We start from the raw sequence: 24596 nt of genomic DNA on the forward strand, positions 1-24596 counted from the left end.
ACCGACGCATGGAGGAGGCCCGCGATGACGGACGACCTGCTCGAACGGCACCCCGTGCACGCCCTGCTCGCCGACGGCACCACCGTACGCATCCGGCCGGCGCTCCCGGGCGACCACGACCGGCTGCGCGGGTTCTACGAGGAGATGTCGCCGGAGAACCTCCGTCTGAGGTTCTTCTCGATCGGTGAGCGCTCGGCCGTCCAGGCCGCCGACCGGGCCTGCGCCCCCGTCCGGCCGGGCTACCGCGCCCTGCTGGCCGAGGCTGACGGCAGGGTGATCGGGCTGGCCGAGTACGACACGGGCGGGGAGGACGGCGCCGCGAGGGGAGAGGGCCGCACCGCGACAGGGACGGGAGACACACGGAGGGCGAACGGCGCCACGAAGGAGGCGGACATCTCCATCGCCGTCGCCGACGGCCTCCACCACCGGGGCGTGGGCACCCTGCTCGTCGAGCACCTCGTCTCGTCCGCCCGGTCCGAGGGGATCGCCACCTTCACCGCCGACGCCCTCAGCGAGAACCACGCCGTGCTCCGGCTCTTCGCCGACCTCGGGCTGCGCACCACCCGCCGCTTCGAGGGCCCCGAAGTGCGCTGCACCATCCACCTCGACCAGGACAACGCCTACCTGGCCGCGGTCGAGGCCCGCGGCCGCGCCGCCGACGTGGCCAGTCTGCTGCCCCTGCTGCGGCCCTCCGTGGTCGCCGTGGCCGGGGCGGGACGCACACCGGGATCGGTGGGCCGGGCCGTCCTGCACCGTCTGCGCACGGGCGGCTTCACCGGCCGTCTCCTCGCCGTGAACCCCGGCGTCACCTCGGTGCTCCGGGTGCCGTCCTACCCGTCGGTCACGGCCCTGCCGATGACGCCCGATCTCGTGGTCGTGGCCGTACCGCCCGCCGCGGTGCCCGCCGTCGCCGAGGAGTGCGGGAGGTCCGGGGTCCGCGCGCTCGTCGTGGTCACCGCCGGCCTCGACCCCACCCAGGCCCGGGCCCTGCTGACCGCCTGCCGCACCCACGGCATGCGGCTCGTCGGGCCCAACTGCCTCGGCGTCGCCAACACCGCCCCGGACCTGAACCTCGACGCGACCTTCGCCGCCGAGCACCCGCGCCCCGGCACCGCGGGCATCGCCGTCCAGTCCGGCGGCGTCGGCATCGCCCTGCTCGACGGCCTGTCCCGGCTCGGCATCGGCGTGTCGTCCTTCGCGTCCCTGGGCGACAAGTTCGACGTCAGCGGCAACGACATGCTCCAGTGGTGGGAGAGCGACGGCCGCACCGACCTCGCCCTGCTGCACCTGGAGTCCTTCGGCAACCCGCGCGCCTTCTCCCGTACCGCCCGGCGCGTGACCCGCCGCATCCCGGTGCTGACCGTCGACGCCGGCCGCACCGAGGCCGGCCGCAAGGCCGCCGCCTCCCACACGGCCGCCGCCGCCACCCGCACCATGACCCGCCGGGCGCTGTTCACCCAGGCGGGCGTCACCGCGACCCGCTCGGTCGGCGAACTCCTGGAAACCGCGGCCCTCCTCCATTCCCAGCCGCTGCCGGAAGGCCCCCGCGTCGCCGTCGTCACCAACGCGGGCGGCGCCGGAGTGCTCACCGCGGACGCCTGTGCCGAGGCCGGGCTCGTCCTTCCCCCCTTGACCCCCGCGACGACCGACGCACTCCGCGCCGTGCTGCCGGACGGCGCCGCCGTCGGCAACCCCGTCGACACCACCGCCGCGGTGTCCGAGGAACAGCTCACCGACTGCGTCGACCGCCTCACCCGGTGCTCCGGCGTCGACGCCGTCGTCGTGGCCCTGGTCCCCACCGCGGTCGCCGCGGCCACCGGCGACGACCTGGTCCGCGCCCTCACCACGGCTCCCGGACGAAGGGCACGCCCCGTCATCGCCGTACGTCTGGAACAGGACCGGCCGGTCCTGCTGCTGCCCGCCGCCGACGGCGGCACCGTCCCCTCGTACGCCGAACCGCAGGCCGCGGCCCGCGCCCTGGCCCACGCCGCCCGGCGCGCCGCCTGGCTCGCCCGGCCGGCCGGAACCGTCCCCGGCCTGGACGGCGTCGAGTCCGAGCGGGCCCGCACGGTCGTCGAGGAGTACCTCGCCTTCAACCCCGACGGCGGCTGGCTCGACCCGCGCACCTGCGCCGAACTGCTCACCTGCTACGACGTCCCGCAGATCCCGTGGGCCTGGGCCGACTGCGAGGACGACGCCGTGCTCGCCGCCGACCGGCTGCGCGGCTTCGACGGCAGGGTCGTCATGAAGGCCCACTGGCCCGGCCTCCTGCACAAGACCCAGCAGCGGGCCGTCCACCTGGACCTGCGCGGCGACGCCCAGGTCCGCGCCGCGTTCCGCGACCTGGAGACCCGCTTCGCCGGCCTCATGACCGGCGTCGTCCTGCAGCCCCTCGCCGACCGGGGCACCGAACTCCTCGCGGGCGTCGTCCAGGACGAGGTCTTCGGCCCGCTCGTCCTGTTCGGACTCGGCGGTACGGCAACCGAGGTGCTCGCCGACCACACCGCCCGGCTCGCCCCGCTCACCGACCGGGACGTGCACGAACTGATCACCTCGCCGCGGTGCGCCCCGCTGCTGCTGGGCGCCGACGGACACACCCCCGTCGACCTCGAAGGGCTGGAGCGGCTGCTCCTGCGGCTGTCCCGGATGGCGGCGGACCTGCCGCAGCTCGCCGAGGCCGATCTCAACCCCGTCCTGGCCGCACCGGGCGGCATCACCGTGCTCGACGCGCGGGTACGACTGCTGCCCCGCCGCCCCCAGGACCCCTACCTGCGCAGACTGCGCTGAGGAGGAACAGCCGTGCGATACGACAAGACCGGTTCCGTGATGACGACGGACGTCGTCCGCGCCGAGTACGGCACGCCGTTCAAGGAGGTGGCACGGCTGCTCGCCGCCCACCGGATCAGCGGACTCCCGGTGGTGGACGAGGACGACAAGGTCATCGGTGTCCTGTCGGAGACGGACCTGATGATGCGCCATGCCACCATGCCGGATCCGTACGAGCCGGACCGTCGCACGAGGTTCGTCGGCCTGACGCCCGGCGCCCGGCGTCAGGCCGCCAAGAACAGGGCCCGTACCGCCGGTGGACTGATGACCGTACCGCCCGTCACCGTGCACGCCGACGACACCGTCGTCCAGGCAGCCCGCACCATGGCCCGGAAGCACGTGGACCGGCTCCCCGTCCTCGACGGGGAGGACCGGCTCGTCGGGATCGTCACCCGTGGTGATCTCCTGCGGGTCTTCCTGCGGCCGGACGAGGAGATACGGCACGAGGTGATCGACGAGGTGCTGGTTCGCTCGCTGTGGCTGTCGCCGCGCAGCGTCGATGTCTTCGTGGCCGACGGCGTCGTCACCCTCACCGGGGACATGGACCGCAGGAGCGAGACCGAGATCGTGGTGTCCATGACCCGTCGGATCGACGGTGTGGTCGACGTCGTGTCCGACCTCACCTACCGGCTGGACGACGCGAACCTGCGTCCCGACGACCGGACACCGCACGGCGTGACCGAGGACCGGCTGCGCCGACTGTGAGAGAAGGAGGCGGACCGTCATGACCGACACCGTGCTGGTCACCTACGGAACGACGAACGGATCCACGGCGGAGATCGCCGAAGCGGTCGCCGACACCCTGCGCGAGGGCGGTCTGACCGCGCGGGCCCTTCCGGCCCGGTCCGTGACGAGCGTGGCCCCCTACGACGCCGTCGTGGTCGGCGGCGGGCTGTACGCGGGCCGCTGGCACAAGGACGCGCGGTGGTTCGTCCGCCGGCACCGCGCACAGCTCGCGCACACTCCGGTGTGGCTGTTCAGCAGCGGCCCCCTCGACTCCTCCGCCGCCGACCGGGACATCCCGCCCGTGCGCGGCGTGCGGCGGACCATGGACCGGCTGGACGCCCGGGGACACGTCACCTTCGGCGGATGCCTGAAGGAAGGAGCCGAAGGACGGATCGCCAAGATGATCGTCAGCTCCGGCAAGGGCGGGGACTTCCGGGACTTCGACGCCGTCGAGAAATGGGCGAAGGGCATCGCGGACTCCCTGAACCAGCGTGACCACGCCTGAGTCAGGCCCGGTCACGCCGCTCGGCTCACGTGTGGTCGCTCGACGGTGACGACCGGGACCGTACGGCGGGTTCCGCGGCCTTACGGGAGAACGGCCGGGCGGCCCCTGCCTCAGGGGCCGCCCGGTTCTCGTGCCGCGCGAAGGACCGCTTCCTCACGGGCTCACGGGGTCCTGGACGGCTCCGCCACGGTCCTGGACGGTTCCGCCGCGCCACGGCGGGGCCTTCGTGCCGCGGCTGTCGTCCCGGACGTGGGCGGCCCTGTCGGTCTGGCGGCGCAGCCGGTCCTGGAGCCGGTCGACGAGTTCGGTGCCCGTCGCCTCCTCGGCCAGCGCGACGATCTGACGCCGTCCGACGCGCAGGTCCGCCGTGGCCGACCACGGGTGGCCGGCGTGGTGGGCCGCCGCCAGGACGATGCGGACCTCTCCGGTGACGGCGGGCAGTCCCGGCCGGCCGAGGACGGCATCGATCTTCGTACGGGCGTACGCCAGGGTGTCCTCGTCCACGGAGCCGTCGTGGCGCAGCCGGACCGCCGGGGTCTGCCGCGTGCTGTCGGTGGTCATGGGGGTCCTTCCTTCGGACGGAACGGAATGGGGGAGGTCGGGCCGCGGTACCGGACGGTCACAGGGCGGGCCGAAGACCTCGGAGGGTGGTGCGAGAGGTGAGGAGCCGGGGCCGGTCAGTCGGAGGGGACGGCGGTGGTGTCGTCCGCCTCGCGGCCGTAGTAGGCCGTGCGCATGAGCTCCTGCATGTCGTCGAGCATCGGCATCCGGGGGTTGGCGGGCGCGCACTGGTCCTCGTAGGCGTTCAGGGCCTGCTGGGGCAGCGAGTCCAGGAAGGCGTGCTCGTCGACGCCGAGCGCCCGGAACGTCGGCTCGATGCCGACGCGGTCCCGGAGCCGTTCCACGGCCGCCGCGAGGGACTCGACGCCCTCGGCCGGGGTGGTGGCGGGCAGGCCGAGCGTGCGGGCGATGTCCTGGAAACGTTCGGGGGCCTGGTAGTTCTCGTACTTGGGCCAGCCGGTGAGCTTCGTCGGGACGGTGCCGTTGTAGCGGATGACGTGCGGGAGCAGGACGGCGTTGGTGCGGCCGTGCGCGATGTGGAACGTGGCGCCCAGCGTGTGGGACATGGCGTGGACGATGCCGAGGAAGGCGTTGCCGAAGGCCATGCCGGCGATGGTGCCCGCGTTGTGCATCTTCTCCTGTGCCCGCTCGCTGGCCGCGCGGTCGTTGACGGCCGCCTCGATGTTCTCGAAGATCATCCGGATCGCGTGCAGGGCGAGGCCGTCGGTGAAGTCGTTGGCGTAGACGGATACGTAGGACTCGATGGCGTGGGTGAGGGCGTCGAACCCGCTGTCGGCGGCCAGGGTCGGGGGCAGGGCCTTGGTGAGCAGCGGGTCGACGATCGCCACGCTGGGCGTGAGCGCGTAGTCGGCCAGCGGGTACTTCTTGCCGGTCGCCGGGTCGGAGATGACGGCGAACGGGGTCACCTCGGCCCCGGTCCCCGAGGTCGTCGGGACGCACACGAGCCGGGCCAGCTTGCCGAGGACCGGGAAGCGGAAGGCGCGCTTGCGGATGTCGGAGAACTTGTGCCGCATGTCGGCGAAGTCGACGTCCTTGCCCTCGGCCTGCTGTTCGTAGAGCAGCCACATCACCTTGGCCGCGTCCATGGGGGAGCCGCCGCCGAGGGCGATGATGGTGTCCGGGCGGAAGTCGCCCATCAGCCGGGCGCCGCGCCGCACGGAGTCGATGCTGGGTTCGGGCTCGACGTTGTCGATGACCTGGACGGTGACCGGCTCCCGGCGCCGGCGCAGGACGTTCTGGACCCGGTCGACGAGTCCGAGGCGGGTCATCGTCGCGTCGGTGACGACCGTGACGCGGTGGACGTCCGGCATCGAGGCGAGGTAGCGGATGGACTGGGGCTCGAAGTAGATCTTGGGCGGCACCTTGAACCACTGGAGGTTGTTGCGGCGCACGGAGACGCGCTTGACGTTGAGCAGTTGGGCGGCCGAGACGTTGTTCGACACAGACGTGCTCCCCCACGATCCGCAGCCCAGGGTCAGCGAGGGCAGCAGGCTGTTGTAGATGCCTCCGATGGCGCCCTGCGAGGACGGGGCGTTGACGATGATCCGTACGGTCTTCATCCGGCGGCCGTACGCCTCGGCGAGTTCGGGGTCGCCGGTGTGGATGACGGCGCTGTGGCCCTGGCCGTGGAAGGCGACCATGTCGGCGGCCAGGTCGAAACCCTGCTCCGCTGATCCGGCCCGCAGGACGGCGAGGACCGGGCAGAGCTTCTCGCGGGTGAGGGGTTCCTGCGGGCCGACCGAGCCGGCCTCGACGAGGATCAGCGAGGTGTTCGGGGGCACGGAGAATCCGGCCTGTTCGGCGATCCACGCCGGACTCCGTCCGACGGCGGCGGAGTTGACCTTCGGCTCGCAGCCCGCTCCCGCCGCGCCGGCCGGGAACAGGAACGCCTCCAGCTTCGCCTTCTCCTCGGCGGTGGCCACATGGGCGTGCAGTCCGCGGAACTCCGAGAGGACCGCGTCATGGATCTCCTCGTCCAGGATGACGGCCTGTTCGGAGGCGCAGATCATGCCGTTGTCGAACGACTTGGACAGCACCAGGTCGTTGACGGCCCGGCGGACGTCGGCGCTCCGGTGGACGTAGGCGGGCACGTTGCCCGCACCCACGCCCAGAGCGGGCTTGCCGGCCGAGTAGGCGGCCCTGACCATGGCGTTGCCGCCGGTGGCGAGGATCAGGGAGACACCGGGGTGGCGCATCAGGGTGCCGGTCGCCTCGACGGACGGGCTCTCGATCCACTGCACGCAGTGCTCCGGCGCCCCCGCCGCGACGGCCGCGTCGCGCACGATGCGGGCGGCCTCCGAACTGCAGCGCTGGGCCGAGGGGTGGAAGGCGAACACGATCGGGTTGCGGGTCTTCAGCGCCATGAGCGCCTTGAAGATCGTGGTCGAGGTGGGGTTGGTGACGGGCGTGACCGCGCACACCACCCCGACGGGCTCGGCCACCTCGGTCATGTCGTCGATGTCGTCGCGGGCGATGACGCCCACGGTCTTCATGGGGCCCATGCTGTGCGTGACGTACTCGCACGCGAACATGTTCTTGGCGGCCTTGTCCTCGAAGACCCCGCGGCCGGTCTCCTCCACCGCGAGGCGCGCCAGCGCGGTGTGCTGGTCGAGGGCCGCGACCGAGGCCTTCTTCACGATGTGGTCGACCTGTTCCTGGTCGAGTGCCTCGTAGTGCGCGAGCGCCTTGAGCGCGTTCTCCACCAGGTGGTCCACCGCGAGGGCGGTGTCGGACGGGGTGCTCGCGGGGGCGGTGGCGGTGGTCGCGGTGCGGTCGTCGTGGCGGGTCATGGGGCGAGCCTCCGGGGTCGGGTGAGGAACGCAACGCGGGTGGGGCGCTGGGGTGGAGCGGTGCTCCGGGGGCCGTGGTCCGGTCCCCGTCGCAGCATCAGCTTCTCCCGGCGGAGGCGTCCGCGAGCAGGTCCCGATGGGTCCTCGCCGGGGGCCGATCGGCCCCGAAGCGCCGGGAAGGGAGGGCCTGTTGACGGCACCGGCCCTGGCGCGCTCCCAGCACGCCCGCTCACCGGACCGGGACCGTCCGGCACGCCCGCTCACCGGACCGGGACCGTCCGACGTGCCCGTTCGCCGACTCGGGATCCGGTCGACAGGTCTGTCGACCGGATCCCGGTCCGCCGGTGTTCCCCAGGGACGGAAGGTCCGTGACGGACCGTCACCTCACCTCTGACGGAAGGCGTACGACCCCACGGAACCCCTGGCTCACCTGCTGTCGCTCGTCCCCGTCCCGGGGAGCGCGGCGCGCCCGGCCTCCAGACGCGCCACGGGGACGCGGAACGGCGAACAGGACACGTAGTCCAGACCGGCCGCGTGGAAGAAGTGCACGGACTCGGGGTCCCCGCCGTGCTCCCCGCAGACACCGATCTTCAGCCCGGGCCGCGTGGCACGGCCCTCGTCCACGGCGATGCGGACCAGCCGGCCCACTCCGTCGCGGTCGATCGTCTCGAACGGCGAGGTGGCGAAGATGCCCTTGTCGAGGTAGGCGGAGAAGAACTCCGCCTCGACGTCGTCGCGGGAGAAGCCCCAGGTCGTCTGGGTGAGGTCGTTGGTGCCGAAGGAGAAGAACTCCGCCTCCTCGGCGATGCGGCCGGCCGTGAGCGCGGCACGCGGGAGCTCGATCATGGTGCCGACCGGGAGCCGTACGGGGATGCCCGACTCCTCGGAGACCTCGGCCAGGACGCGTTCCACCTCGGCCCGCTCGATGCGCAGTTCCTCGACGGCGCCCACCAGCGGCACCATGATCTCCGCCCTGGGCCGGCCGCCGGCCCGCGTGCGCTCCACGACCGCCTCGGCGATCGCGCGGACCTGCATGGCCACCAGCCCCGGGACGACGAGGCCGAGGCGCACGCCGCGCAGCCCGAGCATCGGGTTCTCCTCGTGCATGCGGTTCACCGCGTCGAGCAGATCGGTCTCGTGCGCCTCCGGGCGCTCGCCCCGGGCCTCGGCGGCGGCGATCCGCACGGCGAGGCCGGTGCGGTCGGGCAGGAACTCGTGCAGCGGCGGATCGATGAGCCGGATGGTGACCGGCAGACCGTCCATCGCCTCCAGGATGCCGCTGAAGTCCCGCCGCTGCAGGGGCAGCAGCGCGGCCAGAGCCCGCTCGCGCTCGGCCTCGTCCGAGGCCAGGATCATCGCCTCGACCAGCTTGCGGCGCTCGCCGAGGAACATGTGCTCGGTGCGGCACAGGCCGATGCCCTGGGCGCCGAACCGCCGGGCGCGGGCCGCGTCCTCGGGGTTGTCGGCGTTCGCCCGCACCTCGAGACGCCGTACGCCGTCCGCCCGCTCCAAGGCGCCCGCGACGGCTTCGACCAGCGTCTCGGACCGCTCGCCCGTCTCGAAGTACCGCATCACCGCGGAGTCGACCAGCGGGGCGGCGCCCAGGTACACGGCACCCTCCGAACCGTCGACGGAGACGACCGTGCCCTCCTCGACGACGGTGGACCCCACGGTGAACCGGCGCGCCCCGGTGTCCACGGTGATCTCCTCGGCCCCGCACACGCACACCCTGCCCATGCCCCGGGCGACGACGGCCGCGTGGCTGGTCTTGCCGCCGCGGCTGGTCAGCACCGCCTGCGCGGCGATCATGCCGGGCAGATCGTCCGGTGTGGTCTCCTGACGGACCAGGACGACCTTCTCGCCCGCCGCGGACCGGCGTACCGCCTCCGCCGAGTCGAACACCGCGGCGCCCACGGCCGCGCCCGGCGAGGCGGGCAGACCGTGCGCGAGGGCGTCGCCGACGGCCGAGGTGTCGAAGCGGGGGAACATCAGCCGCGCGAGACCTTCCCCGCCGACCCGGGCCAGACTCTCGTCCGGGGTGATCAGGCCCTCCTCCGCCAGCTCCGTGGCGATGGCGAACGCGGCCTCGGCGGTGCGCTTGCCGACCCGGGTCTGCAGCATCCACAGCCGGCCGCGCTCGATCGTGAACTCGATGTCGCACAGATCCCGGTAGTGCGTCTCCAAGGTCTTCATGTGCGAGCGGAGCGCGTCGAACGACGCCGGATCCATGTCCGCGAGAGCGGTCAGCGGGACGGTGTTGCGGATGCCCGCGACGACGTCCTCCCCCTGCGCGTTCGCGAGGTAGTCGCCGTACAGGCCGGGCCGTCCCGTGGCGGGGTCCCGGGTGAAGGCGACGCCACTGCCGGAATCGGCGCCGAGGTTGCCGAAGACCATGGTCTGCACGTTGACCGCGGTGCCCAGGTCGTCGGGGATGTGCTCTCGGCGGCGGTAGATCCGCGCGCGCTCGCCGTTCCAGGACTCGAACACGGCGAGCACCGCCCGCCGCAGCTGCTCGGCCGGGGACTGCGGGAAGTACTCACCGGTCTCCTGGCGCACGAGATCCTGGTACGCCTCGACGAGCCCGGCCAGGTCCGCCGCCGTCAGGTCCAGGTCGCCCGCCGCGCCCCGTTCCCGCTTCAGGCCGGCCAGGACGTCCTCGAAGAGGGAGCCGTCGACGCCCATGACCGTGCTGCCGAACATCTGGACGAGCCGGCGGTAGGAGTCCCAGGCGAAACGGTCGTTGCCGGAGACCTTCGCCAGACCGAGCACGGACTCGTCGTTGAGACCGACGTCGAGGATCGTCTCCATCATGCCGGGCATGGAGAAGCGCGCCCCGGAGCGCACCGACAGCAGCAGCGGATCGTCCGGCTGCCCCAGCCGCCGTCCCGCCGCCTCCTCCAGGACCGTCAGGTGGTCGGAGACCTCCCGGATCAGACCGGCCGGCTCGGTGCCGTCGGCGAGGAAGGCCCGGCAGGCGTCCGTGGTCACGGTGAAGCCCGGCGGGACGGGCAGCCCCAGCCGGGTCATCTCGGCCAGGTTGGCTCCCTTGCCGCCCAGCAGACCGGCCAGGTCACGGCCGCCCTCCGCGAAGTCGTACACGTAACGGACCATGACGCCGGCCTCCTGTGTCGGGTTTCGGGCTGGAACACGTCTCCAGGCTCGACCGGTGCGTACGCGAGGAGCAGGTGCTGTCGGGCCCCTTCACGGGGCCGGTCGGCCCACCTGCGCGCGAGTGCCCGGAAAGCGGCCCGCGGCCCACTCCTACCGTGACACAGGACGCCCTTCCCGGCCGGAGGGGACCGTACGGCCGGTCGGCGCCGTGCCGAGCGGGAAAGGGGCCGTCCGGGACGGGAAGGCGGGACCAACGGCCCCCGGCGGGGATGTTCGGCCACTGAACACGGTCGCCGCCACCGCGAAAGAATCGTGTCAGGACCGGATCACGCGAAGCGACCCGCGGAAGGAGTGCGGCCATGCCCAGGACCCCGGGAGACAGCGCGGGGGCGCCTTTCGGGCCGACGCTCCCGCGCCGGGCGCACACCAACGAGGTCATCCCGGAGGACTGAGGCATGCGTATCGTCATCGCTCTCGGCGGCAACGCCCTGCTGCGCCGCGGAGACCGGCCCGACGCGGCGGTCCAGGCGGCCAACATCGACCGCGTCGTCAACGCGATCGCCGCCCTCGCCCGCGACCACGAGATCGTCGTCACCCACGGCAACGGCCCCCAGATCGGCCTGCTCGCCACCGAGAGCGCCGCCGATCCGTCCCTGAGCGCCCCCTACCCGCTCGACCTGCTAGGCGCGCAGACCCAGGGCATGATCGGCTCCCTGCTCGCGCGCGGTCTGCACGACGCCCTGCCGGGACGCCGGACGGCCGCGCTGGTCACGCACACCGTCGTCCGGTCCGACGACCCGGCCTTCGAGCACCCCACGAAGTTCGTCGGCCAGGTGTATCCCCACGACATGGCGGCCGCGCTCGCCCGCAGACGCGGCTGGCACGTCGCCGCCGACGCCACCGGCTGGCGCCGCGTCGTCCCCTCACCGGCGCCCGAACGGATCCTGGAGACCGAGACCGTCCACGAACTCCTCGACGGCGGCTCGATCGTCGTCTGCGCGGGCGGCGGAGGCGTACCCGTCACCGCCGACCCCGACACCGGCGCGCTCACCGGGGTGGAGGCCGTCGTCGACAAGGACCTCACGGCCGCCCTGCTCGCCGAGGACGTGAAGGCCGACTTCCTGCTCATCCTCACCGACGTGCCCTGCGTCTACACCGGCTACGGCACTCCCGGCCAGGAGCCCGTCCTCGGCGCCACCCCCGTCGAACTGCGCCGCGGCGGCTTCCCCGAGGGCTCGATGGGCCCCAAGACGGAGGCGGCGGCCCGGTTCGTCGAACGCACCGGGGGACTGGCCGCGATCGGCGCCCTGGACGCGGCGTACGAGATCGTCCACGGGACCTCGGGCACACTCGTCCGCCCCGACCTGCCCGTCTTCTGAGCATCCCGCGTCCACGGCGCACGCCCCTCACACCCCCGGAAGCTCATTTCTGGCGGTACGGCGACGGGTCCCCCACCGTAGGAACCAGAGCCGGACCGGTCAGGCGGGCGGGCGACGGACGAGGAGAGGCGAGACGCATGGACGAGGATGTCTCCGAGCGGCGGGTGGTGGTGGGGATCGACGGGTCGCCGTCCTCGTACGAGGCCCTGCGCTGGGCGCTGCACTACGCGGGCCTGATCGGGGGCGTCGTGGACGCGGTCGCGGTGTGGGACCTGCCGGGCCTGTACGGATGGTCGGGTCCTGTCGTGGACATGGACGTCGACGAGGAGGAGTCACGAAGGCGCATGCAGGCCGAGATGGCCGAAGTGCTGGGTCCCGGCGCGACGGACTCGGTCCGCACCCACCTGGTGCACGGCAACACCAGCGGCGTGCTGCTGCGGGCCGCCGAGGGAGCCGAGGTCCTGGTGGTGGGCAGCCGGGGCAGGGGCGGGTTCGCGAGCGCCCTGCTCGGGTCCGTCAGCCAGCACGTGGCGCAGCACGCGACCTGCCCGGTCGTGATCGTACGTACCACGAAGGAGTGACCCGGGCCGCGAGGCCGCGGTGACACGGCCGGGGGAAGGCGTCAGAGGACGTCGAGCACCTCGGCCACCGGCCGCCGTGGGCTCGCCTGGCCCTCGGGACCGTAGCCGAGCCGGATCACCATCTGCACGTTCGCCATGGCGGAGACGGGGTCTCGGACGGCCCACCGGGTGTCCGGCCACTGCAGCGGCTGGGACGTGAGGGAGGCGACCAGTCCGTCCGCGGTCGCCCGGAGCAGGACCCGCTCCATCGCCTGACCGGCACGCAGCCAGTCCACGGGCTCGTCACGGGCCGTTCCGAGCAGGGCGATGTTCGGGTTCTCCTCGAAGTGCGCCCAGCCCCGCCCGGGCACCGGACGGCCGGCGGCGAAGTCGCGCACGGGGACCGACGTGCCGCGTTGCCGCGGTCCGAACGCCTCGCCCGGGATACCGTCCGCCGCCCCGTCGGCGGCCGTCGGCTCCGTGTGCGTCCAGCGGACCGTCTCCTCGTGCACCTCGGGGTCGAGCGCTTCCGTGCCCTCGGCGTCCTGGACCAGTTCGAGGACCGACCGCACGTGCCAGGCGTCGGGGAAGAACAGGTCCGCGCCCTCGAGCCGGGCCGCCTCGGACAGCCGTTCCCTGGTGGTGGCGGGGACCTCCTCGTCACGGTAGGGAAAGCGGCTGGAGTGGCGGCGCGGGATGGCGGGGGCCAGCCGGGCGAGTGCGCCGTCGGCCGGCTCCGCGCCGGACAGACGCACCTCGGCGAGGAACTCGGCGGAGGCGGGATCGGGCAGCAGCCGGACGTCCGACGCCAGCCCGGCCGCCGCGGCGGCCACGCGCAGGTTGAACAACGCGGCCCCGCACCCCAGGAGCAGGCCGCGGTTGTCCGGATCGGTGTGCGGGAGCGCGCGCTCCAGGTCGGCGTACAGCCGTACGACGCCCGTGTCCCGCAGACAGCGGAACGCCCAGGGCTGCGCGTTGTGCAGCGAGGGCGCGGCGGTGGCGTCCGCTACGAGCGCCTTGATGGTGTTCACATCAAGCGGTTCTGCGTTCACGGTGCTTTCCTTCCGCGCGACTCCTCGTTCCGTCCCTTCGACCATGGTGGAGGGCGGGTCGCCTCCTGGCCTGCGGTGGCGTGGAGAAGTGCCGCCGCCGATTCCATGGAAGGCCTCCGGAGCGCCGGTCGGCAGGGCCATTGGTCCCGGAAGCGGGGACCGGCCGACCCTCCCTGCGCGCCGGGACCGGTCGGCCGGTGCCGGTGCGCGAGCGGACGGTCATGTTCTCTTCGGTCCGGCCTCCGTCCGCGGGAGGAGTTCGCCCACGAGCGCGGCGACCTGTTCCACCTCGATGAGGAAGCCGTCGTGGCCGTGGGGCGAATCGATCAGCCGGAGACCGTCCGCGGTGGAGATGCCCGCCGCCAGTTCCGCCTGCTGGGCCGGCGGGTAGAGGCGGTCGGAGCCGACCCCGGCCACGAGGGTGCGGGCGGTCACCCGGCGCAGGGCCGCGCGCACGCCCCCTCGGCCCCGGCCGATGTCGTGGCTGTTCATGGCCTCCGACAGCACGACGTAGCTGCCCGCGTCGAAGCGGTTCACCAGCTTGGCGGCGTGATGGCCGAGGTAGGACTCGACCTGGTACCGGCCGCCGCTCCAGGGGTCCTCCGCGCCCTGGGGCTCACGGCCGAACCGGACGTGGAGTTCCGGCTCGCTGCGGTAGGTGACGTGGGCGATCCGCCGGGCCAGCCCGAGTCCGGCGTGCGGGCCGCCGCCGGTCTCGTGGTAATGGCCGCCGAGCCAGTTCCGGTCGGAGCGGATGGCGTGCAGCTGGATGCCGGCCCAGGCGATCTGTTCGGCGCTCGCCGACGCGGCCGTGGCGAGCAGCAGGAGCGCACCGGTGCGCCCGGGACGCGACACGGCCCATTCCAGGGCCCTCATCCCGCCCATCGAACCGCCGATCACCAGGGCCCAGCGCTCGATGCCGAGGGCGTCGGCCAGGCCGGCCTCGGCCGCCACCTGGTCCCGCTGTGTCAGGAAGGGGAAGTCACCGCCCCAGCGGCGCCCGCCGGGCCCGGGCGACGACGGCCCGGTACTGCCCTGGCAGCCGCCGAGGACGTTCGGGGCCACGACGAACCAGCGTTCCGGGTCCAGGGCGCGTCCCGGTCCGACGAGGCCGTCCCACCAGCCGGGGGTGGGGTGCCCAGGCCCCGCCGGACCGGCGACGTGACTGTCGCCGGTGAGGGCGTGCAGGACGAGGACGGCGTTGGAGGCGTCCGGCGCGAGCCGCCCCCACGTCTCGAACGCGATCCGCACGCCCGGCAGTTCACCGCCCGCCTCCAGCGGAAGGGGCGTCTCGTGGCTGTACCACTGACGACGTCCCGGCGGGTCCCCCTCCCGCCAGGCCCCGGTGGCCGGCGGGAGGGATTCCTGATGGAGCGTCAATATGGTGTTCAAGAGGCTTCCTTGGCCGCCCGGAAGCCCGCCTCCAGGTCCGCCTTGAGGTCGGCGAGGTTCTCGATGCCGACCGACAGGCGCACCAGGCCGGGCGAGGCGCCGGTCGCCGCCAACTGCTCGTCGTCCAGCTGGCTGTGGGTGGTGGACGCGGGATGGATGATCAGGCTGCGTACGTCGCCGATGTTGGCGAGGTGGCTGAACAGCTCGACCGCGTCCACGAACCGCTTGCCCGCCTCCACCCCGTCCCGCAGCTCGAAGGAGACGACGGCACCGGCGCCGCGCGGCAGGTACTTGAGCCCCGCGTCGTACCACCTGCTGGACTCCAGTCCCGGGTAGTGGACGGCGGCGACCTCGTCACGCCCCTCCAGCCACTCGGCCAGTGCCCGGGCGTTCGCGGAGTGCCGCTCGATGCGCAGGCTCAGCGTCTCCACGCCCTGCAGCAGCAGGAACGCGGAGTGCGGGGAGAGCGCCGGACCGAGGTCGCGCAGGAGCTGCACCCGCAGCTTGACCGCGAAGGCGCCCGGGCCGAGGGCCGGCCAGTACCGGAGGCCGTGGTAGCTCGGGTCCGGCTCGGTGAAGTCCGGGAACCGGTCCGCGTGCGCGCCGAAGTCGAAGGTGCCGCCGTCGACGACCACACCCGCGATCGTGTTGCCGTGCCCGCCCAGGAACTTCGTCGCCGAGTGCACGACGACGTCCGCGCCGTGCTCGAGGGGCCGCAGCAGATAGGGGGTCGGGACCGTGTTGTCCACGATCAGCGGCACGCCCCCGGCGTGGGCGACGTCCGCGACGGCCCGTACGTCCAGCACGTTGCCGCGGGGATTGCCCAGCGTCTCGGCGAACAGGGCCTTGGTGTTCGGCCGGATCGCCGCCCGCCAGGCGTCGACGTCGTCGGGGTCGTCCACCTTGCTTCGGGCAGGGTGCCCGGTCCTTCGGGGCCGGGGTGAATGCCCGCCTCCTGCGGAGCGGGGCAGGGGAAGCCGAATCGCCGCCAGGGCGGTTCGGCTTCTCGGTAGAGACGGTGGCGAGGCCGGCTTCGAGCGGGTGCGGCAACTCGGAGTCGACGGTGGCCGGCTGGCTGGTGGTCGGTTGGGTTGGTGGCCGGGGTGGTCACTCGCACGGGTGATGTCGGTCGATGGCGTGGGCGGTCGGGGAACGCGTTGGCTAGGTTCACGGTCATGGCACGGTTTCGGATGTACCCGACGGGCGAGCAGGCGGGCGTGATGTTCGGCCACTGCGCGCACGCCCGGTATGTGTGGAACCTGGCCGTCGAGCAGCACGCGCACTGGTACAAGGGCCGCGGGGCGGCGCCCGGTTTTGCCGAGCAGTGCCGTCAGCTCACCGAGGCCCGGCGTGACAACGCATGGCTGGCCTCGGGCAACGCGGATGTGCAGCAGCAGGCGCTGAGGGATTTCGCCACGGCGAAGAACGCCGTGTTCGCCTCCGGTTTCGGTGAGCCGACCTGGCGCAGGAAGCATGTGCACGAGGGCTTCCGTGTCATCGGCACCGACCGCGTCGGGGAGTTCGAGGCGGACGGCTCGCCGAAGCTGAACGCGAAGACCGGTAAGCAGGTCATGGGCCGCTCGGTCGTGGTGCACAAGCTCAACCGCAGGTGGGCGCGGGTGAAGGTGCCCGGCTGCGGCTGGGTCCGCTTCCGGCTCAGCCGCAACGGCAAGGGCTCTGGGCTGCCGAAGGCGAAGACGTTCCGCGTCACCTTCCGCAACAACCAGTGGCACATCGCCTTCGCCGTCATCCCTGTACCGATCGAGGGGCCCGGCACGGGTGAGGTCATCGGCATCGACCGGGGCGTGGCCATCACCGCCGCCCTCTCCGACGGGCGGAAACTGAACTGCCCGCAGCTGACCGTCAGGGAACGCGCCCGGATCCGCAAACATCAGCGCCGGGCCGCCCGCGCGCCCAAGGGAAGCGAGCGCAAGAGCGCCGAGTACGCGAAGGCGGCCCGTATCAAGGCCCGTGAGGCGGACCGGCGCAGGGACTGGTGCGAGAAGACCAGCACGATGCTCGCCCGCACCTGTGACCTGGTGCGGTTCGAGAAACTGAACATCAAGAACATGACCCGCTCGGCCAGGGGCACCGTGGCGGAACCCGGCCGGAAGGTCGCCCAGAAGGCCGGGCTGAACCGGGCGATCCTCGCCCAGGGCTGGGGCCTGCTGCGGCGACGCACCGGGCACAAGGCCCCGGGCCGGGTCGAGGACGTCCCCGCCCCCTACACCAGTCTGCGCTGCAGTGCCTGTGGCTGGATCGACAAGAACTCGCGCAAGAGCCAAGCCGGGTTCGTCTGTTCCTCCTGCGGCTTCACCTGCAACGCGGACACCAACGCAGCAGTCAATGTCGCGGCAGGACAGGGCGGGATCCCCCGCCCCCGGCGAACAGCCGGTGCCGGAGGGGTGACAACGGCCACCAGCCGCTCGAACACCCGTGAACCCCAACCCACACGGGCTGGAATCCCCCTCTTTTAAGAGGGGGAGGATGTCAAACACGAGCGTCATGAACCAGCCAGACAGAGGTGTTTCACGCAGGGGAGTGCACGCGCTGTCGTCGGTCCTCCGTGTCGGTGGGGGATTTCCGGTCGACGGTCCGGCCGTGTCCCGAACGGAGAAACCCTCGGTGTCCGCCATGCAAGATCCCTCCCGAATTCCTTGACCGCCGTGGCGGACGTCTGCTGAACTCCCGTGCCATGAACCCGCACGTGGACCTCACCCGGCGGCGCCACATCGATCTGGCGCACGTCGCCAGCGCCTTCTGTTGTCGTTGATCCGACGAGCCGTCCCCGGCAGCCGTCGGTACGTGCCCACGGCGCGCACCTGACGGAGGCGGTACCGAACCGCCCGTACCGCGCTGCTGTTCCGCGGGATCGCCGCACCCGGCGTCTGAACGACCACTTCCACGGCCTCACGTCACACCTCTCCTTCCCGTCCGCGGACCGAACCGTCCGCGGCGCGGGGCCCGTACGGGCGGGGAGGCCGTACGAGCGGACCGACACGGTTGTCCCGGTCGTCGGACAACGGGTGGGCGATGGGCCCGGCCGCGGCCGGTGACACGGTCGCTGACGCGGCCGGTGAGGCGGCTCCCCTCGGCTCCGGCGAGCGGCGTCCGCTCCGCGGGCGGGGCGGTCCGCCCGCCGCGCTTCCCGTGTGACCGTCGGCTCGCGGCTTCGTGTCGTGACTGCAACGCCTTTCCCCTTCACGGCAGTTCGGCCCGCGAGCCGATCCGTCGTCGCCGTTCCCCGTCCCCATTGCCCCGTGGCACGCCCACCTCCCGAGAAGGGCTCCTCATGCCCGTGTCCATCCGTGAACTCACCACCGCCCAACCGACGGTGACGGCATGACCGAGATCCGTATCCCGGCGCCCGCCGTCCTCAAGGGCCGGGACGCCGCGGCGAACAGCGCCCGGGAACGCGAGGTGTTCCTGCCGCGCGGCGCCCGCCGCCGGACACCGTTCGCCGTACTCCGCGAGCGGCTGCGCTGGCCGCTGGGCATCTACACGACCCCGGTCGCGATCCTCCTCGCCTGGGAGGCGCTCGCCCGGGCCGGGGTGCTGACGAAGACCTACGCCCCGGCCCCGACCTCGATCGTGCGGTCCGCCGTCGACCTGTGGCAGCAGGGAGTGCTCGGCCCGGACCTGGCCATCTCCCTGCAACGCGCCGGCCTCGGACTCGCGCTCGGTCTGACGGTGGGCATCGTCACCGGAGTGCTCGGCGGACTCCTGCGCAGCGGTGAGTACCTGTTCAACGGCGTCGTACAGGTCCTCAACACGATCCCCCTCCTCGCGGTGCTGCCCCTGATGATCGTGTGGTTCGGCATCGACGAGCTCACGAAGGTCCTGCTGATCTCCTTCGGCGCGGGCGTCCCCATGTACCTCAACCTGTTCGCCGCGATCCGCGGTGTCGACCAGCGGCTGATCGAGATGGCACGCACGACCGGCGCGGGCACCTGGCGCCTGGTGACGCGCGTGCTGGTGCCCGGATCCCTGCCGGGCTTCCTGGTCGGCCTCCGCTTCTCCCTCGCGTACAGCGTCCTGGGCCTCGTCGCCGCGGAAACCGTCAACGCCGACCAGGGACTCGGCTTCCTCATCACCCAGGGACAGACCTATCTGCAGACCAACCAGGTGTTCGTGGGGCTGGTGGTCTACTCGCTCCTCGGTCTGCTCGCCGACCAGTTCGTCCGGGCTCTCGAGCGGGTGCTGCTGCGGTGGCGCCCCAGTTATGAGGCGTCATGAGCAGCACAGTCGCGACCGGTCTCCGCCGCGGGACCGGTGTCGTCGTCGAGCGGGTCGTCCGGCGGTTCGGCGACCGGACCGTACTCGACCGACTCGATCTCACCATCGAGAGCGAGGAGTTGGTGATCCTGCTCGGCCCCTCGGGCTGCGGCAAGAGCACCCTCCTGCGGCTGCTCGCCGGACTCGACCGGCCCGACGGAGGACGCGTCGAGGTTCCCGCGAAGCGGGCGATCGTCTTCCAGGCCGACCGGCTGCTGCCCTGGCAGCGCGTCCTGCGCAACGTCACACTCGGCCTCCACGGACCCGACGCCGACCGGCGGGCCCGCGAGGTACTCGCCGAGGTCGGACTCTCCGGCCGTGAGAGGGCATGGCCCAAGGAGCTCTCCGGAGGCGAGGCCCAACGGGTGTCGCTCGCGAGGGCACTGGTCTCCGAGCCCGAACTCGTCCTGCTCGACGAGCCGTTCGCGGCCCTCGACGCCATCACGCGGCTGCGCATGCACGACCTCGTACGCGCGCTGCGCACCCGGCACCAGGCCGCCATGCTGCTCGTCACCCACGACATCGACGAGGCGATCGCCCTGGCGGACCGCGTCCTCGTCATGAACGACGGCCGCATCGGCGCCTCGCACACGGTGCACCTCTCCGCCGCCGAGCGCGAGGCGGGCGGCGCACGCGAGGAACTGCGCGCCCGGCTCCTGGAGGACCTCGGCCTCGCCGGACAGCACTGACCTCACCGACCTTCCCGAACACCACCGTCCAGCACAGAAAGCACAGGACATCCCATGCGCAACGCAACCAGCAGGATCGTCATCGCCGTCGCCCCCTTCGCCCTCGCCGGCCCCCTCGTCGCCTGCGGATCGTCCTCCGACACCCCCGCGCCGCTGGGCAACGTCGGCAACGCGAGCAGTGCGAAGCACCCCGAGTGGAGCAAGTACACCTTCACCATCGGCGACAACGGCGGCGACGGCAGTCAGGAGCTGGCGAAGATCACCGGCGTGTTCGACAACGCGCCCTACAAGGTGAAGTTCGCCCGCTTCACCTACGGTCCACCACTCGTACAGGCGGCGGCGTCGGGAGACATAGACCTGGGCAGCGTCGGTGACGTACCGCCGATCACCGGTGCCGCGAAGGAGTACGGCTTCAAGATCGTCGCCGTGAACCGCTCGCTCACGCCCGACCAGGCGATCGAGAACATCATCGTGCCGAAGGGATCGAAGCTGAGGACGGCCGCCGACCTCAAGGGCAAGCGGATCGCCGTCCCGCAGGGCAGTTCCGCCCACGGACTGGCCCTGAACGCCCTGAAGAGCGTCGGCCTCGGGCCCAAGGACGCCGAGCTGGTCTTCCTCGACCCGGCGGCCGGCGCGACGGCCTTCAACACCGGCAAGGTGGACGCCTGGTCGATCTGGAACCCGCAGTCGGCGATCGCGGTCAAGAACGGCGCGCGGGTCCTGGTCAAGGGCCTCCCGCCGATCGACCAGACGAGCAGCTACTACGTCGCGACGGACAAGTCGCTGAACGACAGGACCAAGCGCGCGGCCCTCACCGACGTCCTGAAGCGGCTCTCCCGCGAATACGCCTGGGCGATCAAGCACCCCGACCAGTACGCGAAGGCGCTCTCGAAGGAACAGGGCATCCCCCTGGCCGACGCCAAGGCGTCCCTGGCCGCCTACTCGAACCGGGTGACCCCGGTCGAGGAGTCCGACATAGAGCTGGAGCAGAAGCTCGCGGACGTCTTCCTGGAATCGGGCCAGATCACCAGGAAGGTCGACGTCGAGTCGATCACCGACAACCTCCTCCCGGCCGGCTACGACAGCTCCGAGCTGACCTTCGACTGAGCCCCGTCATCCACCTCGACACCCCAAGGAGAGAACCCATGACCGCAGCACAGCGCAGGCTCCACCTCAACGCCTTCCTCATGGAAGCGGGCCACCACGAGGCGGCGTGGCGGCTCCCGCGCAGCAACCCCCGCGCGGACTTCGACCTGGGGCACTGGATCGAACTGGCCCAGCTCGCCGAGAGCGCCAAGTTCGACTCGCTGTTCCTCGCGGACGGCCCCGCACTCGTCGGAACCGGCGAGTTCCGGCCGCCGGGCCAGCTCGAACCGCTCACCCTGCTGACCGCCCTGTCCCAGGCGACCAGCCGGATCGGCCTCATCGCGACCGTCTCCTCGACCTACAACGAGCCCTACAACCTCGCCCGCCGGCTCGCCTCCGTCGACCACGTCAGCGGCGGTCGCGCCGGCTGGAACATCGTCACCTCGGCAGGAGCGGACGAGGCCGCCAACTTCGGCCTCGACGACCGGCCCGGCCACGCCGAACGCTACGCCCGCGCCGACGAGTTCCTGAAGGTCGCCAAGGCCCTGTGGGACAGCTGGGAGTCCGACGCCGTCGTCGCGGACAAGACCGCCGGGCGCTACGCCGACCCCGGGCGGCTGCACCGGCTCGGCCACGAGGGCGAGTACTTCAAGGTGGCCGGCCCGCTCAACGTGCGGCGCCCGCCGCAGGGTTACCCGCTGCTCGTCCAGGCGGGCTCCTCCGAGGACGGAAAGGACTTCGCGGCCCGCCACGCCGAGGCCGTCTTCACCGCCCACACGACCTACGAGCGCGCGGCCGCCTTCTACGCCGACATCAAGGCACGGACCCGCGCCGCGGGCCGCGACCCCGAGGGCGTGATCGTCCTGCCCGGAATCGTCCCGTACATCGGGTCGACCGAGGCGGAGGCCCGCGCCCTGGCGAAGGAGTTCGACGAGCTCCGCGTCCCGGAGTACGGACTGCGCCAGCTCGCCGCCGTGTTCGAGACCGATCCCTCGGTCTTCGAACTCGACGAGCCCCTGCCGGACTTCATCCTCGCCAGGCCCGAGCTGGAAGGCGCGCAGAGCCGTTCCGACCTGATCATCGAACTCGCGGTCCGCGAACGGCTCACGGTCCGTCAGGTCATCTCCCGGCTCGGCGGCGGACGCGGCCACTTCGAGTTCGTCGGTACGCCCGAGCAGGTCGCGGACACGATCATCGCCTGGTTCGAGGGCGGTGCCGCCGACGGATTCAACATCATGGCACCCGCACTGCCCTCGGGCCTCGCGGCGTTCGCCGAGCACGTCCTGCCGATCCTGCGCGGCAAGGGGCTGTTCCGCGAGGAGTACGAAGGCACGACCCTGCGCGAGCACTACGGACTCCCGGTACCGGCGAACCAGTTCCGGGCCTGACCGCAGCGGCGCGGACGGGGCCACCCCGCCCCGTCCGCGCCCGCCCGCCGCACGCGAGGTCCCCCGTGCCGTCCTGCGGGCGGGGGACCGTCGGACGCCGCGGGGAGGCCCTTCGGGCAGTCCACGGTCCTGTGCCCGATCGTGTGCACGTACCCCTGCCAGGAGAACTCGTGGCAGACCAGGACGTGGGTCGACTCGCCGGCGTCGAAGGGGGGCGCCGGTTCCTCAGGCCGGGGCGCCGCCGGGCTGGACGGGCAGTGCCGCCAGGCGGCGGTGCAGATAGCCGCCGCCCCATGCCAGTCCGCCCAGCGGCACCGCGGCCTCCAGCCGCCGCCACCGGCCGAGGACGGCGGTCAGCGCCACCGTGAGTTCCAGGCGGGCCAGCGCCGATCCGGGACAGTAGTGCGGACCCAGACCGAAGGTCAGATGGCGGCCGGCGGTACCGCGGTCCGGGTCCAGCGTGCCCGGGTCGGCGTGGCAGCGCGGGTCGTGGTTGGCCGCGGCCACGGAGAGCAGGACCCCGCTGCCCGCCGGAACGACCGTGTCCCCGAACCGGACGTCCTCGAGCGCCACCCTCTTGGTGCTGAAGGGACCAGGGGTGTCCCAGCGCAGCAACTCGTCCACCGCGCGCGGGATCCGCGACGGCTCGTCCCGCAGGGACTCCTGTACGTCGCGGTGGCCGAGCAGCGCCACCACGCTCATGCCGATCGCCTGCACCGTGCTGTCGAAGCCGGCCAGGAACAGCATCGCCAGGAGTGAGGCGACCTCGTCCTCCGTCGCCCCGCCCTGTCGGTGCCACGCCGCAAGGACACGGGAGACGACGTCGTCCCCGGGAACGGCCTCGCGGCGGGCCATCTCGCCGCGGACGAACGCGTCGATCCGGGCCACGCTCTCCTCGACGGCCCGGGCGGAGCGGCCCGTCTTGTCCGCGAGGAGCGCCACCGGCTCGTACAGCGCGGCCCGTTCCTCCTCGCGCACCTCGAAGACCTCGCACAGCGACCGGAAGGCGAACGGGCGTGCGAAGGCGTCCATCAGCTCCACCGGCCCCTGCCCCCGCGCCGCGTCCGCCGCGTCGAGGAGTTCACCCGCGGCCCGCTCGATGCGCTCCCGGTGGGCGGCCATCCGCGCCGGGGTGAGGGCCGGTGTCGCCAGCCGGCGGATCCGCGTGTGGTCCGGCGGGTCGTAGTTGACCAGCGTCACGTCCAGGGCGCGCCGTCGCACGCCGGGGTCGGGGACACGGCCGCCGCTCAGGGAGAGGCGCGGGTCCAGGAACCCGGCCCGCACGTCCTCGGCACGGGTCACCAGCCATGCCGGGCGTCCGGCGGGCGTCCTGATCCGGGCCACGGGACAGGTCTCCCGGATCTCGGCCAGCGTCTCCTGCGGACGGGCCAGGAACTCGGCCCCGAGCGGCTCCGGCAGCCGCTGCCGTCCTGCAGGTGCCGGTGCCGGTGCCGGTGCCGGTCTCGGTGTCGACGGGGCGGGAGGGGCTGCCGTGACGACGGGCTCGGTGTCCATGCGGAGGCGTCCTCTCGCGGTCGCGGAGCGTGCGGCGGTCAGCGTAGGAAGAGCCGGTTGCCCGCCGGTTCGCGCCCGGTGCGATTCCGGTATGCGGCCGGCCGGGCCGCGCCATTAGTGCCAGTGCCAGTGCCAGTGCTCGTGTTCGTGCTCGTTCTCGTGCCCCCACCAGGCGCTCCACCACGGCCCAACCGGCCGTGAACCGGTGCCGAACCCCCTCCTCCTAGCTTCCTGCCGGTCGGCGCACCGCTGCCGTCCGTCGTCCCGAACGCCCGTCGTATGGAGGACCATCATGGCCGAGAACGTCGAGCCCAACGAGGAGACCACCGAGACCCCCGCGGAGGAGACTCCCGAGGTCGTCGCGCACGCCGCCTCGAACGTCGCCTGGTGCGGGATCCACCAGGAGTCCGCCGTCGACGAGCCCGAAGTGGTCGCGCACGCCGCCTCGAACGTCGCCTGGTGTGGCGTGCACCAGGAGTCCGCCGTCGACGAGCCCGAGGTGGTCGCCCACTCCGAGGAGGGCGAGGACACCCCCTGGTGCGGTGTCCACCAGGAGCACAACTCCTGACCGGTTCACCACCGGCGCGGTCCTCCCGGTCGCGGGGGGGCCCCCCCCCCCCCCCCCCCGGCCCCGCCCCCCCCCCCCAAAACCCCCCCCCCCCCGGGGTCGCCGGGGCCCCGGAGCACTGCCACGCCCGACCCCCCCCCCCGGGCCCGCAGA

17 protein-coding genes and 1 pseudogene are annotated in these 24596 nt (G+C 72.5%); 11 read left to right on the forward strand and 7 right to left on the reverse strand.

Features of this window, described 5'->3' with window-relative positions:
* The first annotated feature begins 24 nt into the window (after positions 1-24).
* From ACFW6B_RS03175 to ACFW6B_RS03185, 3 genes are read left to right on the forward strand one after another with little or no spacing between them, the layout of a single operon-like run.
* Positions 25-2787: a GNAT family N-acetyltransferase gene (locus ACFW6B_RS03175; protein WP_386591590.1), complete on the forward strand. Its 2763-nt coding sequence runs from the start codon at positions 25-27 to the stop codon at positions 2785-2787.
* Between the two features lie 12 nt (positions 2788-2799).
* Entirely contained in the window at positions 2800-3531 is a 732-nt protein-coding gene (locus tag ACFW6B_RS03180; RefSeq protein ID WP_386591591.1) for a CBS domain-containing protein, read from the forward strand.
* Positions 3532-3550: 19 nt separating this feature from the next.
* Positions 3551-4057 (forward strand): flavodoxin domain-containing protein, encoded by a 507-nt coding sequence (locus tag ACFW6B_RS03185; protein ID WP_386591592.1) that lies wholly within the window; start codon positions 3551-3553, stop codon positions 4055-4057.
* 153 nt (positions 4058-4210) lie between these two features.
* On the opposite strand, the gene ACFW6B_RS03190 is transcribed toward ACFW6B_RS03185, so the two are convergent.
* The 3 genes from ACFW6B_RS03190 to ppdK all read right to left on the reverse strand — a co-directional run bounded on the left by ACFW6B_RS03190 (position 4211) and on the right by ppdK (position 10539).
* A complete protein-coding gene (locus tag ACFW6B_RS03190) occupies positions 4211-4618 on the reverse strand; it encodes a hypothetical protein (protein WP_386591593.1) in 408 nt (135 codons plus the stop codon).
* Between the two features lie 116 nt (positions 4619-4734).
* Positions 4735-7428 (reverse strand): bifunctional acetaldehyde-CoA/alcohol dehydrogenase, encoded by a 2694-nt coding sequence (gene adhE, locus ACFW6B_RS03195; protein WP_386591594.1) that lies wholly within the window; start codon positions 7426-7428, stop codon positions 4735-4737.
* Between the two features lie 426 nt (positions 7429-7854).
* A complete protein-coding gene (gene ppdK / locus ACFW6B_RS03200) occupies positions 7855-10539 on the reverse strand; it encodes a pyruvate, phosphate dikinase (RefSeq protein ID WP_386591595.1) in 2685 nt (894 codons plus the stop codon).
* A 455-nt stretch (positions 10540-10994) separates the two neighbouring features.
* On the opposite strand from ppdK, the gene ACFW6B_RS03205 reads away from it, so the two are divergent.
* Positions 10995-11918 carry a carbamate kinase gene (locus ACFW6B_RS03205; RefSeq protein ID WP_386591596.1) on the forward strand — a complete coding sequence of 308 codons (924 nt, stop codon included), beginning with the start codon at positions 10995-10997 and terminating at the stop codon, positions 11916-11918.
* A gap of 137 nt (positions 11919-12055) precedes the next feature.
* Positions 12056-12499, forward strand: coding sequence for a universal stress protein (locus ACFW6B_RS03210; RefSeq protein ID WP_386591597.1), 444 nt, complete (start codon positions 12056-12058; stop codon positions 12497-12499).
* A 41-nt stretch (positions 12500-12540) separates the two neighbouring features.
* Here ACFW6B_RS03210 and ACFW6B_RS03215 read toward each other — a convergent pair whose 3' ends face one another.
* From ACFW6B_RS03215 to ACFW6B_RS03225, 3 genes and pseudogenes are all read right to left on the reverse strand, one after another.
* Positions 12541-13530 (reverse strand): Acg family FMN-binding oxidoreductase, encoded by a 990-nt coding sequence (locus tag ACFW6B_RS03215; RefSeq protein WP_386591598.1) that lies wholly within the window; start codon positions 13528-13530, stop codon positions 12541-12543.
* Positions 13531-13749: 219 nt separating this feature from the next.
* Positions 13750-14922, reverse strand: a complete 1173-nt coding sequence (locus tag ACFW6B_RS03220) for a homoserine O-acetyltransferase (protein WP_386591599.1) — start codon at positions 14920-14922, stop codon at positions 13750-13752.
* Positions 14919-15830: pseudogene (locus tag ACFW6B_RS03225) on the reverse strand (O-acetylhomoserine aminocarboxypropyltransferase/cysteine synthase family protein); the annotation flags it as partial. The pseudogene ACFW6B_RS03225 and the gene ACFW6B_RS03220, both read right to left, overlap by 4 nt.
* A 267-nt stretch (positions 15831-16097) precedes the next feature.
* On the opposite strand from ACFW6B_RS03225, the gene ACFW6B_RS03230 reads away from it, so the two are divergent.
* The 5 genes from ACFW6B_RS03230 (at position 16098) to ACFW6B_RS03250 (ending at position 22360) form a co-directional block, all read left to right on the forward strand.
* The gene (locus ACFW6B_RS03230) at positions 16098-17399 is read left to right on the forward strand and encodes an RNA-guided endonuclease InsQ/TnpB family protein (RefSeq protein ID WP_386591600.1); all 1302 of its coding nucleotides are present in this window, start codon (positions 16098-16100) and stop codon (positions 17397-17399) included.
* Positions 17400-18264: 865 nt separating this feature from the next.
* The gene (locus ACFW6B_RS03235) at positions 18265-19158 is read left to right on the forward strand and encodes an ABC transporter permease (RefSeq protein ID WP_386591601.1); all 894 of its coding nucleotides are present in this window, start codon (positions 18265-18267) and stop codon (positions 19156-19158) included.
* Positions 19155-19886 (forward strand): ABC transporter ATP-binding protein, encoded by a 732-nt coding sequence (locus ACFW6B_RS03240; RefSeq protein WP_386591602.1) that lies wholly within the window; start codon positions 19155-19157, stop codon positions 19884-19886. The genes ACFW6B_RS03235 and ACFW6B_RS03240 overlap by 4 nt, the downstream gene beginning before the upstream one ends.
* A 54-nt stretch (positions 19887-19940) precedes the next feature.
* Positions 19941-20993, forward strand: a complete 1053-nt coding sequence (locus ACFW6B_RS03245) for an ABC transporter substrate-binding protein (RefSeq protein ID WP_386591603.1) — start codon at positions 19941-19943, stop codon at positions 20991-20993.
* Between the two features lie 38 nt (positions 20994-21031).
* Positions 21032-22360: an LLM class flavin-dependent oxidoreductase gene (locus ACFW6B_RS03250; protein WP_386591604.1), complete on the forward strand. Its 1329-nt coding sequence runs from the start codon at positions 21032-21034 to the stop codon at positions 22358-22360.
* A gap of 225 nt (positions 22361-22585) precedes the next feature.
* On the opposite strand, the gene ACFW6B_RS03255 is transcribed toward ACFW6B_RS03250, so the two are convergent.
* Positions 22586-23875, reverse strand: coding sequence for a cytochrome P450 (locus ACFW6B_RS03255; RefSeq protein WP_386591605.1), 1290 nt, complete (start codon positions 23873-23875; stop codon positions 22586-22588).
* Positions 23876-24167: 292 nt separating this feature from the next.
* On the opposite strand from ACFW6B_RS03255, the gene ACFW6B_RS03260 reads away from it, so the two are divergent.
* Positions 24168-24443, forward strand: coding sequence for a hypothetical protein (locus ACFW6B_RS03260; RefSeq protein WP_386591606.1), 276 nt, complete (start codon positions 24168-24170; stop codon positions 24441-24443).
* Positions 24444-24596: the final 153 nt, after the last annotated feature.

Origin of the sequence: Streptomyces sp. NPDC058751, from assembly GCF_042746485.1 — a bacterium.
In the GTDB taxonomy this organism is placed as follows: domain Bacteria; phylum Actinomycetota; class Actinomycetes; order Streptomycetales; family Streptomycetaceae; genus Streptomyces.

What these genes read in the sequence shown, in the direction of transcription:
- ACFW6B_RS03175 (WP_386591590.1), top strand. Translation starts at nt 25, where the DNA reads ATGACGGACGACCTGCTCGAACGGCACCCCGTGCACGCCCTGCTCGCC.
- ACFW6B_RS03185 (WP_386591592.1), top strand. Translation starts at nt 3,551, where the DNA reads ATGACCGACACCGTGCTGGTCACCTACGGAACGACGAACGGATCCACG.
- ACFW6B_RS03190 (WP_386591593.1), bottom strand. Translation starts at nt 4,618, where the DNA reads ATGACCACCGACAGCACGCGGCAGACCCCGGCGGTCCGGCTGCGCCAC.
- adhE (WP_386591594.1), bottom strand. Translation starts at nt 7,428, where the DNA reads ATGACCCGCCACGACGACCGCACCGCGACCACCGCCACCGCCCCCGCG.
- ppdK (WP_386591595.1), bottom strand. Translation starts at nt 10,539, where the DNA reads ATGGTCCGTTACGTGTACGACTTCGCGGAGGGCGGCCGTGACCTGGCC.
- ACFW6B_RS03205 (WP_386591596.1), top strand. Translation starts at nt 10,995, where the DNA reads ATGCGTATCGTCATCGCTCTCGGCGGCAACGCCCTGCTGCGCCGCGGA.
- ACFW6B_RS03210 (WP_386591597.1), top strand. Translation starts at nt 12,056, where the DNA reads ATGGACGAGGATGTCTCCGAGCGGCGGGTGGTGGTGGGGATCGACGGG.
- ACFW6B_RS03230 (WP_386591600.1), top strand. Translation starts at nt 16,098, where the DNA reads ATGGCACGGTTTCGGATGTACCCGACGGGCGAGCAGGCGGGCGTGATG.
- ACFW6B_RS03235 (WP_386591601.1), top strand. Translation starts at nt 18,265, where the DNA reads ATGACCGAGATCCGTATCCCGGCGCCCGCCGTCCTCAAGGGCCGGGAC.
- ACFW6B_RS03240 (WP_386591602.1), top strand. Translation starts at nt 19,155, where the DNA reads ATGAGCAGCACAGTCGCGACCGGTCTCCGCCGCGGGACCGGTGTCGTC.
- ACFW6B_RS03245 (WP_386591603.1), top strand. Translation starts at nt 19,941, where the DNA reads ATGCGCAACGCAACCAGCAGGATCGTCATCGCCGTCGCCCCCTTCGCC.
- ACFW6B_RS03250 (WP_386591604.1), top strand. Translation starts at nt 21,032, where the DNA reads ATGACCGCAGCACAGCGCAGGCTCCACCTCAACGCCTTCCTCATGGAA.
- ACFW6B_RS03255 (WP_386591605.1), bottom strand. Translation starts at nt 23,875, where the DNA reads ATGGACACCGAGCCCGTCGTCACGGCAGCCCCTCCCGCCCCGTCGACA.
- ACFW6B_RS03260 (WP_386591606.1), top strand. Translation starts at nt 24,168, where the DNA reads ATGGCCGAGAACGTCGAGCCCAACGAGGAGACCACCGAGACCCCCGCG.